Source organism: Exiguobacterium sp. FSL W8-0210 (assembly GCF_038006045.1).
In the GTDB taxonomy this organism is placed as follows: Bacteria; Bacillota; Bacilli; order Exiguobacteriales; family Exiguobacteriaceae; genus Exiguobacterium_A.
In genome coordinates this window covers 1,797,049-1,812,361 of sequence record NZ_JBBOUK010000001.1, presented here as the reverse complement: position 1 = coordinate 1,812,361, position 15,313 = coordinate 1,797,049, and the positions used below count along the sequence as shown (strand labels likewise).

The 15,313-nt window shown below is 45.6% G+C and carries 15 protein-coding genes; 13 read left to right on the top strand and 2 right to left on the bottom strand.

All coding sequences use genetic code 11. The annotated features are described in order from the left end of the window. Positions 1-20: 20 nt before the first annotated feature. The 6 genes from MKY22_RS09610 to MKY22_RS09585 all read left to right on the top strand — a co-directional run bounded on the left by MKY22_RS09610 (position 21) and on the right by MKY22_RS09585 (position 7,788). Positions 21-2,657 (top strand): PBP1A family penicillin-binding protein, encoded by a 2,637-nt coding sequence (locus tag MKY22_RS09610; RefSeq protein ID WP_341088565.1) that lies wholly within the window; start codon positions 21-23, stop codon positions 2,655-2,657. A 103-nt stretch (positions 2,658-2,760) separates the two neighbouring features. Then, entirely contained in the window at positions 2,761-5,025 is a 2,265-nt protein-coding gene (locus tag MKY22_RS09605) for a DEAD/DEAH box helicase (protein WP_341088563.1), read from the top strand. 17 nt (positions 5,026-5,042) lie between these two features. Continuing rightward, positions 5,043-6,227 carry a ribonuclease H-like domain-containing protein gene (locus MKY22_RS09600; RefSeq protein WP_341088562.1) on the top strand — a complete coding sequence of 395 codons (1,185 nt, stop codon included), beginning with the start codon at positions 5,043-5,045 and terminating at the stop codon, positions 6,225-6,227. Further along, positions 6,224-6,784, top strand: coding sequence for an SLOG family protein (locus MKY22_RS09595; RefSeq protein WP_029341984.1), 561 nt, complete (start codon positions 6,224-6,226; stop codon positions 6,782-6,784). The genes MKY22_RS09600 and MKY22_RS09595 overlap by 4 nt, the downstream gene beginning before the upstream one ends. 5 nt (positions 6,785-6,789) lie before the next feature. Further along, positions 6,790-7,104, top strand: coding sequence for a cell division regulator GpsB (gene gpsB, locus MKY22_RS09590; protein WP_023468607.1), 315 nt, complete (start codon positions 6,790-6,792; stop codon positions 7,102-7,104). 129 nt (positions 7,105-7,233) lie between these two features. Continuing rightward, positions 7,234-7,788, top strand: coding sequence for a nuclease-related domain-containing protein (locus tag MKY22_RS09585; RefSeq protein WP_029341983.1), 555 nt, complete (start codon positions 7,234-7,236; stop codon positions 7,786-7,788). A 44-nt stretch (positions 7,789-7,832) separates the two neighbouring features. Here MKY22_RS09585 and MKY22_RS09580 read toward each other — a convergent pair whose 3' ends face one another. Both MKY22_RS09580 and MKY22_RS09575 read right to left on the bottom strand, forming a co-directional pair. Further along, complete coding sequence (locus tag MKY22_RS09580) at positions 7,833-8,150, bottom strand: hypothetical protein (RefSeq protein WP_029341982.1); 318 nt, start codon at positions 8,148-8,150, stop codon at positions 7,833-7,835. Between the two features lie 33 nt (positions 8,151-8,183). Continuing rightward, positions 8,184-9,758, bottom strand: a complete 1,575-nt coding sequence (locus tag MKY22_RS09575) for an FAD-dependent monooxygenase (protein ID WP_341088560.1) — start codon at positions 9,756-9,758, stop codon at positions 8,184-8,186. 88 nt (positions 9,759-9,846) lie between these two features. On the opposite strand from MKY22_RS09575, the gene yvfG reads away from it, so the two are divergent. The 7 genes from yvfG (at position 9,847) to MKY22_RS09540 (ending at position 15,187) form a co-directional block, all read left to right on the top strand. Continuing rightward, complete coding sequence (gene yvfG / locus MKY22_RS09570) at positions 9,847-10,068, top strand: protein YvfG (protein WP_023468603.1); 222 nt, start codon at positions 9,847-9,849, stop codon at positions 10,066-10,068. Beyond that, a complete protein-coding gene (locus MKY22_RS09565) occupies positions 10,065-10,676 on the top strand; it encodes an NUDIX hydrolase (protein WP_133207477.1) in 612 nt (203 codons plus the stop codon). The genes yvfG and MKY22_RS09565 overlap by 4 nt, the downstream gene beginning before the upstream one ends. A gap of 60 nt (positions 10,677-10,736) precedes the next feature. Further along, positions 10,737-10,946 (top strand): hypothetical protein, encoded by a 210-nt coding sequence (locus tag MKY22_RS09560; RefSeq protein ID WP_023468601.1) that lies wholly within the window; start codon positions 10,737-10,739, stop codon positions 10,944-10,946. Between the two features lie 681 nt (positions 10,947-11,627). Then, positions 11,628-12,263 (top strand): 3D domain-containing protein, encoded by a 636-nt coding sequence (locus tag MKY22_RS09555; protein ID WP_341088555.1) that lies wholly within the window; start codon positions 11,628-11,630, stop codon positions 12,261-12,263. Positions 12,264-12,447: 184 nt separating this feature from the next. After that, positions 12,448-13,179, top strand: coding sequence for an ABC transporter ATP-binding protein (locus MKY22_RS09550; RefSeq protein WP_341088554.1), 732 nt, complete (start codon positions 12,448-12,450; stop codon positions 13,177-13,179). Further along, complete coding sequence (locus MKY22_RS09545) at positions 13,176-14,318, top strand: ABC transporter permease/substrate-binding protein (protein WP_341088552.1); 1,143 nt, start codon at positions 13,176-13,178, stop codon at positions 14,316-14,318. The genes MKY22_RS09550 and MKY22_RS09545 overlap by 4 nt, the downstream gene beginning before the upstream one ends. Then, positions 14,315-15,187, top strand: coding sequence for a diacylglycerol/lipid kinase family protein (locus tag MKY22_RS09540; protein WP_341088550.1), 873 nt, complete (start codon positions 14,315-14,317; stop codon positions 15,185-15,187). Before MKY22_RS09545 ends, MKY22_RS09540 begins: the two co-directional genes overlap by 4 nt. Positions 15,188-15,313: the final 126 nt, after the last annotated feature.

Below are 15,313 nucleotides of genomic sequence, written 5' to 3'. Positions count from 1 at the left end.
TTGAAGGAGAAGGATAGCATATGGAAAGAAGTCGTGTCGCACGTCGTGAAGAGACGAAGTCATCTGAGAAAAAGATGAAACGGACGAAACGTCCCCAAAAGAAAAAGTCAGGTGGAGGTTCCGGTGGGAAAGGTCCACTTTGGAAAAAGTTATTGCTGATCGCTACCGGATTATTCATCGTCATGATGTTGGTCGGAGGCGGATTTGCCGCTTACGCGATTGCTACGGCCCCTGAGCTCGATGAAACAGAACTTCGAGATGCTTTGCCATTGAAAATCTATGCGAGCAATAAGGAAGAGATTACGAAAGGCGGAACGAGTCGAGAATATGTGTCAATCGATGAAGTACCGGAAGTCGTTAAAGACGCATTCATCTCGATTGAGGACCGTCGTTTCTATCAGCACAACGGAATCGATTTCCGTCGTCTGGGCGGAGCCATCATCGCGAACGTGACGGATGGTTTCGGATCGGAAGGAGCGTCGACGATCACACAACAGGTCGTCAAACAATCATTCCTTAGCTTTGATAAGACGATTACGCGGAAAGTCCAAGAACAATGGCTCGCGATCCGGTTAGAGCAGGACTACACAAAAGATCAAATTTTAGAGATGTACTTGAACAAAAACTATTATGGTCAAAACTCGTTTGGGATTCAGACGGCTTCAAAAGCTTACTTCAACAAATCAGTTGATAAGTTGAATTATGCGGAAGCCGCGATGCTCGCAGGACTGCCACAACGTCCGACCGCATACGATCCAATTAAAGGAAGTCCGAAGCTAACGAAATGGCGTCAGACACAAGTTCTTGATGCGATGTTGACGACAGGCGTCATCTCACAAGCGCAACGAGACAAGGCAGTCAAACAACCAATCTCAAAATTAATCAATCCAGCGCCAAAGTCGACGAAGGATGAATCGTACGACAGCGTCATCTTCGATATGGTATCAAAAGAGTTAGAAGATGATTTTGGTTTAGAAGGAAAAGACATCTACGGTCAAGGGTTGAAGATCTATACATCGATCGATAAACCGATGCACGACTATATGAATGAAGCGATCAAGAAAGACCAAATCGTTCAGTTACCGGAATATGCGGAAACAGCTGCGACAGCGGTCAACACGCAAACTGGAGAAATCCTTGCGGTCGTTGATGGTAAAAATCCAGGTAAAGGTACGGCGCGACGAAACTTTGCGAATGAACCGCATCAACCGGGATCTTCCGCAAAACCATTCTTCGCTTACGGACCAGCGATCGAAAATGATAAGTGGTCGACTGCGAAACAATTGACGGATAAACCGACAGAAGTCAACGGCAAAGAGATTGGTAACTATTACGATGGATACCGTGGCACGAATACGATCCGCCACTGGTTAAAAATCTCGGCGAACACACCGGCCATCCAAACGTATCAAGAAATCGGCGGTGATTCAGTCGAGGCGTTCGCTGAAAAATCCGGCTTGAAGATGAAAGAAGATGAGTCGATTTCGCCTGCGTATGCGATCGGTGGGATGAAACACGGTTTCAATACGACGCAGATGGCAGGAGCGTATGCCACACTCGGTAATGGTGGCGATTATATCAAGCCACACGTCATCAAATCGATTGAGTACAGTGATGGATCGAAAATCAAATCACCGATCAAATCGAAAAAGGCAATGGAAGACTATACAGCGTATATGTTGACGGACATGTTGCGTGACGTCTTAAAACCAGGTGGTACGTTCCCGAGTGCTGGATTGTCATTTGATGCAGCCGGTAAGACAGGAACGACGAATGCCTATAAAGATGTCTGGTTCGCAGGATATACGTCGGATGTCTCAATCAGTGTCTGGACAGGAACGACGAAATCCGGAAACAACAATGGAGCCGGGCTGAGCGGTCCGTACAACAGTACGATGGCACAGCAAATCTGGAAAGATTTCATCACGAAGACACGTGATCGTACGCCAGCACCATTTGAACAACCTAGTTCTGTCCTCAGTATCGGAAACGAATTGTACGTGAAAGGGACGAAGGAACCTGTCGTTGAAAAAAAGACAGTACCCGCTCCGACTGGATTACAAGCATCTTACGATGAAGACACAAAGAGCGGTGAACTGACATGGAACTATAATGACGCTGCGCTTCGCGCCAATGGGTATGACGATGTATCGTTTGAAGTGACGATGACAGATGCTGACGGTGAAACATCAACGATTGGTACGAGCACGACGAATCGAATTGCCATCAATGGATTGAAGCCAGGACGGTCAACGTTCCAAGTCGTAGCGAAAGCGTCTGGAGAGGAATCAGGTCCGGTCTCGACGACGGTAACGGTTACCGATCCTGAAGCAGAAGAACCGACGACGGATGAACCAACGACGGATGAACCGGCGACGGATGAACCAACGACGGATGAACCGGCGACGGACGAACCAACGACGGATGAACCGACGACGGACGAACCGACGACGGACGAGCCGACGACGGATGAACCAACGACGGATGAACCGACAACGGACGAACCGACAACGGATGAACCGACGACGGACGAACCAGCAACAGATGCACCAAATTCGAATGATGGAGCAAACGCGCAAAATAATTCGAATGGTTCGACGGAACGAAACAACAATCCGAACAATCCGAATAACAGTGGAGATGACTCTGAAGATTAATAAAGGAGCGTCACTTGTAAAGTAGACAAGACCAAAGACGAGTAGTTCGTTCTTTGGTCTTGCCTCTTTTTTTGTATAATGAGAAGTGGAAGGAAGTGAAGGCATGCAAGCGAAACAAACGCTCGTTGCATTTCTCGAAGAATTGAAACAGGACCGCTCGTTCATGGAGCGGATTACGTATATGAAAACGATGGAAGCGACAGCTGGGCGCTATGTCGATTTTCCAGAACGACTCCCGGAGCGTTTACGACAAGCCCTTCGCACACGTGGGATCACGCAATTGTACCGTCACCAAGGGTTAGCGTTTGAACGTGTACAAGCGGGAGAATCGACGGTCATCGTCACACCGACTGCCTCCGGAAAGACCTATTGTTTTAACTTACCGGTCTTATCGCACCTGCTCGAGCATCCGAACGCGCGGGCATTATATCTCTATCCGACAAAAGCCCTCGCACAGGATCAAAACAGTGAATTACTTGAATTGATCGATCAATTAGAGGCGCCGATCAGATGTTTTACCTATGACGGAGATACGTCACCGACGATTCGAACAAAAGTACGAAAAGCTGGTAATATCGTCATCACGAATCCGGATATGCTACATTCCGGCATCCTACCACACCATACGAAATGGATCGAACTGTTCGAGAACTTGAGGTATATCGTCATCGATGAGCTTCACACCTATCGTGGCGTGTTTGGCAGTCATGTCGCCAATGTCATTCGTCGCCTGCGACGGATTTGTCGGTATTATGGTAGTGATCCCGTCTTCATCATGACGAGTGCGACGATTGCTAATCCGCAGGAACTAGCCGAACGTCTGACGGAAAAAACAGTTGGTTTGATTGATGACAACGGTGCGCCAACAGGACGTAAACATTTTCTCGTCTATCAACCACCCATCGTCAACGCACAACTCGGCATTCGACGTTCAGCGACGCTTGAGACGAAACAACTGGCGATGCGCTTCATCAAGAAAAAGTTCCAAACGATCGTCTTTGCACGGTCACGCGTTCGCGTTGAAGTCTTACTGACGTATCTACGAAGCATTTATCCGCATGAGCTCGGTCCGCGATCCATTGAAGGGTACCGGGGCGGTTATTTGCCGAGTGAGCGACGGGATATCGAACGACGGTTACGTCAAGGAGAGATCACCGGTATCGTCTCGACGAACGCTCTCGAACTTGGTGTCGACATCGGTCAACTGCAAGTCTGTATCATGAATGGTTATCCGGGAACAATTGCTTCGCTCTGGCAACAAGCAGGACGAGCGGGGCGCCGCCAAGATGATGCGTTAATCATTCTTGTCGCTTCTTCCGGTATGCTCGATCAATACGTCGCAGAACGACCAGAGTTGTTCTTGAATCAATCCCCGGAAGCAGCCCGACTCGATCCAGATAATTTGATCATTGCTGTCGATCACGTCAAATGTGCAGCGTTTGAACTGCCTTTTACGAAAGGAGAATCATTTGGAACGCTCGAGACGGAAGATATCCTCGAATACTTAGTCGAAGAGCGTGTCCTGCACGAACGTGGCGATCGATTTTATTGGATGAACGATGCGTTTCCGGCTCATGGAATATCGCTTCGGTCGAGTGATCAAGAGAACGTCATCATCGTCGATCAGACCGAGGTACCGAATCGAGTCATCGGTGAAATGGATACGTTTAGTGCGATGACATTGTTACATGACGAGGCCATTTATCTTCACGGAGCTGATCAATACCAAGTTGAGCATTTGGATTTCGAAGAGAAAAAAGCGTTCGTACGTGCCGTGGACGTTGATTATTATACGGATGCTAATTTTTCAGTCGACCTTTCCGTGCTCGAAGAAGATGAACAGTATGCAGAGGGAGAATATAGTGTTGCTCGTGGCGATGTTAGCGTCCGCGGAATGGCGACGATGTTTAAGAAGATTAAGTTCGGTACGCATGAGAACATCGGGTCTGGTCCGATTCACTTACCGGAACGAGAAATTCATACAACAGGTGTCTGGTTCACGTTACCCGATCACGCACGCTCTTCGACAGAGCTCGAACAAGTGTTAGAAGGGGTCGCGAATAGTCTCAGACGTGTCGCACCGCTTTATTTGATGTGTGATGCCAGTGATGTCTTCGTCGTGCCGCAAGTCAAGGCGACACACACGAAACAGCCGACTGTTTATCTATATGATCGTTACCCTGGAGGTGTCGGTCTCGCGGAGTCGATTTATAAGCAACGCGCTGTCATGTTGCGTGCCGCCCGTGATTCGATCGTTACATGCCCGTGTCAGGATGGTTGTCCTGCTTGTATCGGTATGGTTGGTGTAGCAGACGAGAAAGAACGAACGATTCAGTTGTTAGCAGAAATGGAGAAGGAACTATCATGAAAAATCGTCTTAGACGTATGCTGAAATCTACATCAGACGCCGCACCGGAGGATCAAGTGTCTTCCGCTCCTGAAGTGGAGACGCTGAAGACACCAATCGGGTGGACTGACGAACAGCAAGCCTGGATTGATCGTGGGGCCGATATCTTGACGTTCGAAGAAGAGTGGATTGTCAGGATCGACAAGCGATATGCATTAACAGATCGACATGGAGACCGAAGCTTTGCTGAAGTGTATGAGTCCTTACAATTGCCGCATCCGCCGCTTTCGTTAGATGTCCCGCTCGAGCAGGTCATTTTCTTTGATACAGAGACCACAGGATTACGAGGAACCGGAACGACGATCTTTTTACTCGGATTCGCGCGCTTTGAGCAGGGCGGATTGCTGATGCGACAATATTTCTTACCACATCCGCACTTTGAAGCTGCCTTTTACCATCACTTCCTGCACGATATCGGAGATGATGTCCGCTTTGTGACCTATAACGGGAAAAGTTTTGATTGGCCGCAAATCAAGACACGTCATGTCTTCGTTCGGGAACGTGTTCCGCGTTTGCCGAAAGTCGGTCATCTCGATTTACTTCATGTCGCGCGACGAATCTTTAAAGGAATGTATGATTCCTATCGATTGACAGCGATGGAAGAGCGAATCGGATTTGAACGGGAAGGGGATTTACCTGGATTTTTGGCACCGATGCATTACTTTCAGTACGTCGAACACCAGCATCCGGATATCATGACAGGGGTCTTGCAACATCATCTGGATGATTGTCTGACGCTTGTCGGACTCTATGATGCGTGCAACCGACTCGTCACACATCGAGCAGAGGCGCCTTCCCCGATTCAAGAAAACATCGCAATTTGGCTGGCAGATCTCGGAATTCATGAAGGATCACACGCTCATTTTCAACAAGTCAAAGAACTATCAGCAGAAGGATGGTTGCGCCAAGGATATTTGCATAAAAAAATGAAGAACCATGAACAAGCTCGAGAGTGTTTCTTGAAGAGCGACAGTTATTTAGGGTATGTCGAACTTGCGAAGTGGGCAGAGCACATTGCAAAAGATCCAGTGCTTGCTTATGATTATACGGAACGAGCACGACAACACGTCGAGCGACATCATTGGTTGATTACTAAAAAAGAACGAATCTTGGCAGAGCTAGATCATCGAGGACGTCGGTTAAAAAGGAAGTGTGACGCGTGAAAGTTATCGCCATCACAGGTTACAAACCCAATGAACTAGGTATCTTTGATCAAAAACATCCTGGTATCCGGGTCTTAAAGGCAGCATATCGAGAGCGGATGATTCGCTTAATTGAGGATCGAGGTACAGAGTGGTTTATCACGAATGCCTCACCGGGTTGCGAAATCTGGGCATGCGAGGTCGTGCTTGAATTAAAGGAAGAGTATCCACATATTCGTCTCGGTATTCTTTTGCCGTTCTTGGAACAGGAAGCACGCTGGAAAGAGCCAGTTCAAGCGCAGTACCTCTCCATTCTTGAACAAGCTGACTTCGTCGAAGCAATCAGTCAGAAACCGTATACGGATCCATCGCAGTTACGCAATAAAACCGAGTTCATGATTCAAAAAAGCCAAGGATTATTGTCGGTTTTTGATGAAGAACATGGAGGATCGGCGAAATTTTTAGTAGAGCGTGCTAGAATAGAAATGGAACAATCCGATTATCAGTTGTTTTTAATTACACAAGATGATTTATCTTGGCTCGAACAAGAATTACAATACAATGATCAGTGGGAGTGAAGAGGATGTATAAGCCATTGTTGACAGCGGACGATATTTACAAAAAGGAATTCAAAACCGGCCTCCGTGGCTATGTCATCGAGGATGTCGATGGATACTTGGATCAAATCATTAAGGATTATGAAGGATTCGAACGTGAGATCGAACGTCTGAAGAAAGAGAACGAGGCGTTAAAACAAGCACCAGCACAACCGGTAAAACGTGAAGAACGCCGCGTCGAACAAGCGGAGCCACAAGTATCAAGTTCATCGAACTATGACATGTTACGTCGTATTTCGAATCTAGAGAAGGCCGTTTTCGGACGTCCGCACCAAGATTGACGCATCAAAAAAGACATTTCTGTCAAATCAGAAGTGTCTTTTTTATTTCCTTCTTTTTGAAAGAATCGTCATCTGAACGAAAACGGTGTTAAGATAACTAATAATACATACTACAAAGGATGATGAACCATGTTACAAGTCATGACTGCTTCTGTTCCTGAACCACCGCGCCGTCGTTTTTTTGCAAATAAACAAGTGAGTACGACGACGAGTGAGACGGATGCACTCTGTAATGAAATCCGTCATGTTTGTCGTTTTGATTGGATGTTGTTTGATCGGATTCGTCTTTCTGACACGATTGTCATTCCTTTTGCACTGATTGGTCCAAAAGGATTGTTCCTCGTGTTACAAAACGATGCGGTCGTAGAATGGATGACGGAGGAATCTTGTCATATCATGGATTCTGAGCATGGAAGAAAAGTGTTTGAACCTCATCCAATCAATCAGTCGAAAAAAATCGTTCAAGCGGTTCGAAAAACGCTAAAAGAACAAGGGATCATCATTCCGATTCATGGCATCACACTTTTTCCGAATGCACCACAGATGCGAACGGAACGAATTAAATTCCCGACGGGGCATAGCTTCAAGGATGTGCGGGCGTTCATCGTCTCAAAAAAATCCTCCCCTGTTCTAGAGCAAGAACGAAAACAAGTTGCATTTTATCTTGCACAGCAGCAGGAATGAACAAAGGCAGTGAAGCGCTCGCTTCACTGCCTTTTCGTTTGAATTCATCGTCTTGGTCGAGAAGCAAGAATGTCTTCAGCTTGATCCAAGTCTTCTTTCAAGACATACACCGCTACGCGATCATCCAAGTCTTTACTGAAACGCCGGAATAAAAACGAAGTCTTGACGCCGCGTTCGACTCGAATGTCTAAGTCAGCTGCTTCAAGTCGAGCAGCATCCTTTAATAAATCTTCTCCTTTTTCACCAAATGCTTCCCCGATCAATGACCATCGAAGATTTTCCTTCGTTCGTCTGCTGACGATGACGAGAAATGCAATGACTAAAAGAATGATTAAAACCGTTCGAACTAGCTGTATATCCATCTTTACCTTCACCTCACCTACTATCATACCGAGTTAACGCGCATAAAGTAAACGTTCAACATACCGGGCGAATGATTTACTTTTCAAACCTTGTTGGCGATACGCGATATAACCGTCAGGGCGAATCAAATATAATCCGGATTGCTTGATGCCAAAGCGTCGTGCCAGTTCACCGCCTTGATCGACGACACCATCCTCTTTAAGGGATTGATGAATCGGTACCGTCTCAAATAGATCGGGATAGGTATAGGCGAGTTCCTTGAATGGCTCAAGAAGATCATCGGTTGCATTTTTTGGTAAGAACAGCAGCAATAAGAAATTCCGATTGGCACGACGTAACAATAGTTCGTTCTTTTTCGTCCGCGGGTGGACGACTTCACTGTAAGGCATCGGTTCACCTGGTTTTGGTGTCAATGGACTAAAGTGTCCTTGTGTGACGAAGGTCGAACTCGCTGGGTAGTGGCTGTTGAGCTGAGCAATCCGGTTTGTCACGAAATGATGTAAGGGTGCGATCTTGAGACTATTTCGAATGACTTTTTCCTGCAAGGGCAATAAAAAAGGAATATTAATTTGCAAAAGTTCCGTCGCAAGATTGGTTGATCGTAAGATCCCTTGTGCCGCTTCCCGACGTTCGACGCTGTAAGAATCAAGTAATGGAAAACTCGCCTTGAACTGATGGACACACCATAGTTTCCAAGCGAGGTTCATCGCATCAGCAATTCCGGTATTCATTCCTTGACCACCGACGGGTGAATTGATGTGTGCTGCATCCCCGATCAAATAAATCCGGTGGTGACCGAATTTCTCGATGATCCGATTATGGACACGAAACATCGAATACCAATGGACTTTTTTGAGCTCAAACGGTACTTTTGCTCGATTTTGTAAAAAGTCATCAATCGCTTTATGGTCGGTCGGAACAGGTCCGCTCGTTAGATTGCCGGTAATCCGGAACAAGTTCGACTGGAGAGGGAACGACTCGATAACGCCATGATCAGAGAAAAAAATATGAACTTCCTCAGAAGAGAGCGGCCAGTCGACCTCGATGTCAGCCAGTGCCCACGATTCTTTGAACGACTTCCCGCTGAACGGAAGCCCGAGCTCACGACGGACGAAACTGTTTGCACCATCTGCTCCGATGATGAAGGAAGCGTCGACCGTCTCTGTTTCTCCTTTATGTTGTAAGGATGCTGTAACGAAAGTTGGAAATTGAGCAAACCCTGTTAATTCTGTTTCGCGCTCGACTACGTGTCCATATGTGGCGAGTTGCGCTTCAAGAATCCGTTCGGTCTCACTTTGAGGCAACAGCGTGACGAACGGAAAAGGTGTATTCAAATCCGTAAAATCAAGTTTTGCCTGCCATGCACCATTGACATAGAGGTTTCCTTGATTGATTTTGATTGCATTCTCCATCAAGTCTTCTGCAACACCAAGCCTTGCGAACAACTCCAAAGAATGCGCTTGAATCCCGATCGCTTTTGAAACGACGGATGGTCCGCTTGAACGTTCGACGATGCGAAAGGATAATCCATAGCGCGAGAGTGCGAGTGCGAGTGTTAAACCGGTTGGTCCGGCACCGATAATGAGGACATCTAATTTTTTATTCACGGATAACCCCCCTTAATTTACATCTTAGCCAAAAATCGTTACCATTAAACTATTGATGACACGCTTGACGTGTGAAAGGATGAAACTTGTGAACGAACAACTTTTTACGACAGAACGATTGATTGCGAATTTTAAAGAATATATCCGTCAGAATGAGGCACATCTGACGAAACGACACGCGTTAAACGCCTATTACAAGACGGTAGCAGGATCGATTTTATCGGACCGGATTGCTAAGAATGCGGATCTCATCGTCCGTATGCGCCATCTGGAAGAGGCGTACCAACACGTTGCACAAGAAGGGCGATGAAACAGGTGAACTTAGCCGATATCCGAAAGCATTACGTAGATTCTGAAGAACGTTTACCTCGTCATGCGGCAGCTGTACTCGTTCCGTTAGTCGAACAGAATGGCGAAGTCTATTTGTTATTTCAAGTACGAGCTAAGACATTACGTTCACAACCAGGTGAAATTGCTTTTCCGGGTGGTCGAATCGATGGCGGTGAATTACCGAAAGCAGCGGCTGTCCGCGAAACGGTTGAAGAATTAAATGTCAGTGCTTCTGAAATCGAAGTGATTGGAACGCTTGAACCACTCGTGACACCGAACCGGTCGATCATTTACCCGTATCTTGGTATTCTCCATGCGACAGACTTTAATCCTTCGCCGGCTGAAGTCGATCATGTGTTTCTCGTGTCATTAACGGAATTGATGACTTCAAAGCCGATTAAAGGAGATATGGAGTGGCGGATTCGCCCTGGTAAGGAAGTGCCGACCGAACGAATGGCGAATCGAGAAGCCTATCTGGATCGTACGTATACAGTCACGGAGCATTTTTATGAGCACGGGGACTATTTGATTTGGGGACTAACTGCTAAAATCTTGCGCCAGTTCTTAGCTCAATTGACGCGTGACTAGCTTTTTCGGTCGTTATTTTATATGATTAACTGTAATTGAACGTGTCAGGAGATGAGTCAAATGGAAGAAACAGAAGAGTTATTCGATTATATCGTTGGCGATATGGTAAAAACGAAAGAAGGCTGGGTGGCGGAAGTAACGGCAGTATTGACAAATACGGTCGTTGGTGATGTATCCCACACGAAAAACTTTGAGGCACTCGGCTTAGAGTTTGAAAAACAAGTTTTATTAAAGTCAGAGATTGAATTGCTAGAACGCAAAACAAAATAATACATGAAAGCACACCACATAATTGGTTTGCTCAGACTTAAGACAAAGCGTAATTTTTCTCTTAACGAGAAAGATTGCGCTTTTTTGTTCATCTCGAATCGTTTTCCTGGGACAAGCATTGCGCCGCTTCACTTCGTTGCAGGGTCGCTCCTGCTTGTTTTTCTCTAGGAAGCGATTTCGATTGAACAAAATGCTTCTCGCCTCTTTCTTTCGGTATAAAAAAGTAGAAACGAAGAAGGAGGAAGACTTCCCATAATGGGTAAAAGAGATCACCATCATCGATTAAAACATACCATCATATTGGAACAACTGGTTCCGCAGGACCATCTTGTTTGCAAACTCAGCACACCACATAATTGGTGTGTTTTTTATGTTCATCCAGCGAACTGAATAATAATGAAATCCTACATTCTTTTGATTTTTGAAGAATTGGACAAAATGACTGAAAACATCGAAAAGATACATTTATTACAAAAGAATAACAAAGATTAATTCGTAACAGAACGGTTACAAAATATAAAAACGTTGATACACAACGATTGAGAGCGTTTTTTGTAAGCGTGTAACCATTTCGTTACTTTTTGACAGATATATTTCAATTCATGGTGTTCGCTTTTCAAACTATTTGTCACCGTGATACGTTGTGCGGGTCGTAAAACGGCGAGAAAGGTTGGCATCAACATGAAACGAACATCATTCCTTTTATCCCTTTGTTTAGCGGGATTCATATTTATTCTTTTGCCGCATCACGAAGCGTCGGCAGCACAAATCGGGATCGGTACGGAGAAAACGATCGTACAAAATCCATTAGAGATGAAGCGTCAAGCTGCTCAAGAGAAGCGTGAACAAGCAGAGGCGAAAAAACAAGCGCGTCTAAAAGCCTTGGCTAAGCAAAAAGCAGAAGCAGAGCAAAAAGCAAAAGCAGTACAAGAAGCCAAAAAGGAAGCACGACAGGTACAGAAACAAAGTCGAACACAAGCAAACGCTGACCGTTCCACAAAGCGTACGGAAACGTTTGAGACGACAGCATATACGACGAATCCAGAAAACAATGGAAGCCGTTTGTATAATGGTCGTGCCTTAACGGCATCGGGTTATGACGTCACGAATACGATTACATACGAAGGGCGTCGCATCGTTGCTGTCGATCCATCGGTCGTACCGCTTGGAACTAAGGTACATGTAGAAGGTTTCGGCGATGCGATTGCGCTCGATACAGGTGGTGCGATTCGCGGAAAAATCATGGATCTTCTTGTCGGTTCAAAACAAGAAGCTTTAGAATGGGGTCGCCGTCATGTCACGGTGACGTTCGAGTAAGAGGCGTATATGGGTAGGCGATGGATGGTTTCCATCGTCTTTTTTGTTTTGATGAAGAATATAATAACGATCTGTTCGATGTTGGATTTAGAAAACAGGGGAAAGAGTGGACGGAATAGGTTTTAGAATGTCCAAGAAAGGGGAATTTTACAAAGATAATAAACCGGGAAACGAGGGATGGTTCGTGATTGAATTCAAGGATGTCGGCAAAACGTATGCAGACGGAACAAAGGCAGTGCAACACGTGAATTTTACGGTTGAACAAGGCGAGATTTTTTGTTTGATCGGTCCTTCAGGATGCGGTAAAACAACGACGATGAAAATGGTCAATCGATTGATTGATCATACGCAAGGACAAATTTGGATCGATGGTGAACCGATCATGTCGATCAATGAACATGAACTTCGACGGCGAATTGGCTACGTCTTACAACAGATCGCTCTCTTTCCACACATGACGATTGAGGAAAACGTCAGCGTCGTGCCTGAGTTATTGAAGTGGAATAAGGAGAAAGTAGCACAACGGGTCGATGAATTATTTCGGTTGACTGGATTAAACACCTCACTTAAGAAAAAATATCCAAGTGAACTCTCTGGTGGACAGCAACAACGTGTTGGGGTTATGCGGGCACTCGCAGCAGAACAAGACGTCATCTTGATGGACGAACCATTTTCTGCTCTTGATCCCATTTCACGGGAACAATTACAAAATGATTTGTTGCATCTAAACGAAGAGCTTGGTAAAACAATTTTGTTCGTCACGCACGATATGAACGAAGCGTTGAAACTAGGCAGTCGCATCTGTCTGATGAACGCTGGAGAGATCGCTTTCATCGGTACGAAGGAAGAGGTATTAGCAAGTAATGATCCGTTCGTTCAAGAATTCATGCGTCAAGTCAGGGGGAATATCGAATGAACGGATTGCTGGAGACGTATCAAGACCGAAAGAGCGAACTGCTTCAAGCATTGATCGAACATATCCAATTATCTGTCATCTCCTTGCTCATTGCCTGTGTAATCGCTATTCCGCTTGGGATTTACTTATCACGTAACAAACGTCTGAGTGAGTGGTCGATTGGTGTGACCTCAGTCATCCAAACGATTCCATCACTCGCATTACTCGGTTTGATGATACCACTTGTCGGGATTGGTACAGTACCGTCGATTATTGCACTTGTCTTGTATTCTTTATTACCGATCGTTCGAAACACTTATACAGGGCTTGCCGAAGTCGATCCTTCAATTAAGGAAGCGGCACGCGCATGTGGGATGACTCCGATGCAGAGCCTTTGGAAAGTCGAGCTCCCACTAGCTTTACCTGTCATGATGGCCGGGATTCGGACCGCGATGGTACTGATCATTGGTACAGCGACGATTGCTGCCTTGATTGGTGCTGGAGGATTAGGCTCGATCATTCTCCTCGGGATTGACCGTAACGATAACTATCTATTATTGCTCGGTGCGATTCCGGCAGCACTGCTCGCGCTTTTATTTGATGGCTTATTACGTCAAACGGAAGTAGCGACTCGTAAACGACAAACAGCACGTCTCGTGACGGCAGTCGTCTTAATGGTTGCGATCGTCGTCGCACCTTTTGCCTTCGGTCGTAGTGAACGACCAGATCTCGTCGTCGCTGGAAAACTAGGTGTAGAACCGGAAATTTTAATGAACATGTATAAGATTGTCATTGAAGATGAAACGGATTTGACGGTACAAGTCAAACCGAACTTCGGGAAGACGACCTTCGTCTATAAAGCAATCGAATCAGGTGAAATCGATGTCATTGATGCTTACTCAACGGATCCAGAAATCGCGAAATACGACATGGTGGTCCTAAAAGACGACCAGCAATTATTCCCGCCGTACGAAGGGGCTCCTCTTCTGCGTCAAGAGACGATCGAGGAGTATCCAGAAGTAAAACAAGCACTTGAGCAATTGTCAGGTAAAATTTCTGATGAAGAGATGTCCAAAATGAATGAAGCGGTCGCATATGGTGGGAAAACAGCGAATGAAGTCGCTCGTGATTATCTGAAGAAAGAAGGCATCATTCAATGAAGCTATTACTGATCAGTAATCCAACAGCGGGCATGAATGGTATGGGATTACTTGGAGAAGTCATCGAACCGTTAAGTACATTGTTCGATGAAATCGTCATTAAAAATACGAAACAAGCCGGCGATGCGATGCATTTTGCGGAAGAATCATCTTCGTTTGATGCCGTCGTCGTCATTGGTGGAGATGGAACGGTCTTTGAAACAATCAACGGCGTCGCAAAACTAGACGAGCGACCAATTCTTGGGATCATTCCTGGAGGTACTTGTAATGATTTCGCACGAACACTCGGGTTGCCGATGGCGCCGCGCCTTGCCGCGGAAGCGATTGCGATGCAACATGTCGTTCAAGTTGATCTCGGACAAGTCGAAGATAGCTATTTCTTGAATTTCCTTGGCGTTGGTCTTGTCGCAGAAGCATCAATTGGAATCGATACGGAAGAAAAAGCACGTCTTGGTAAGATGGGTTATTATCTATCGACGATTCGTTCGAGTCTAGAAGCAAAACCATTTGAATATGAATTAATCTTAGACGAAGGTCGTCATATGACAGGCGAAGCGGTACTAATCCTTGCGGCAAATGGAGAATCGCTCGGTGGAATCGAAACAAACTTGTCAGATGGAGCATATAACGATGGGAAACTTGATTTAGTCATCGTCGATGAAGTAAACTTGACGACTATTCGTGATGTGATCCTTCAAAAAATCGGTCTTGCCAATGATCCTTCCTTTACGCATATCCTGACAAGCGGTTTTCAGTTGAAAACGAAAGATGCAAAAGTCATTGATACAGATGGTGAAAAAGCGATTCATACACCAGTGACAGTCAAAGTATTACCAGAGTTTCTCCGAATGTATGGAGACACTCTATAATAAAATTGGAAGGAAGAGAAGGTCGTAAAAGTATACGATCTTCTCTTTTTTAGTGATTATTCAACACGCGTATGCGGTTATGCTTTGACGCTTTAAAGAAAATATTTGATAAAGGATGACTTTCAC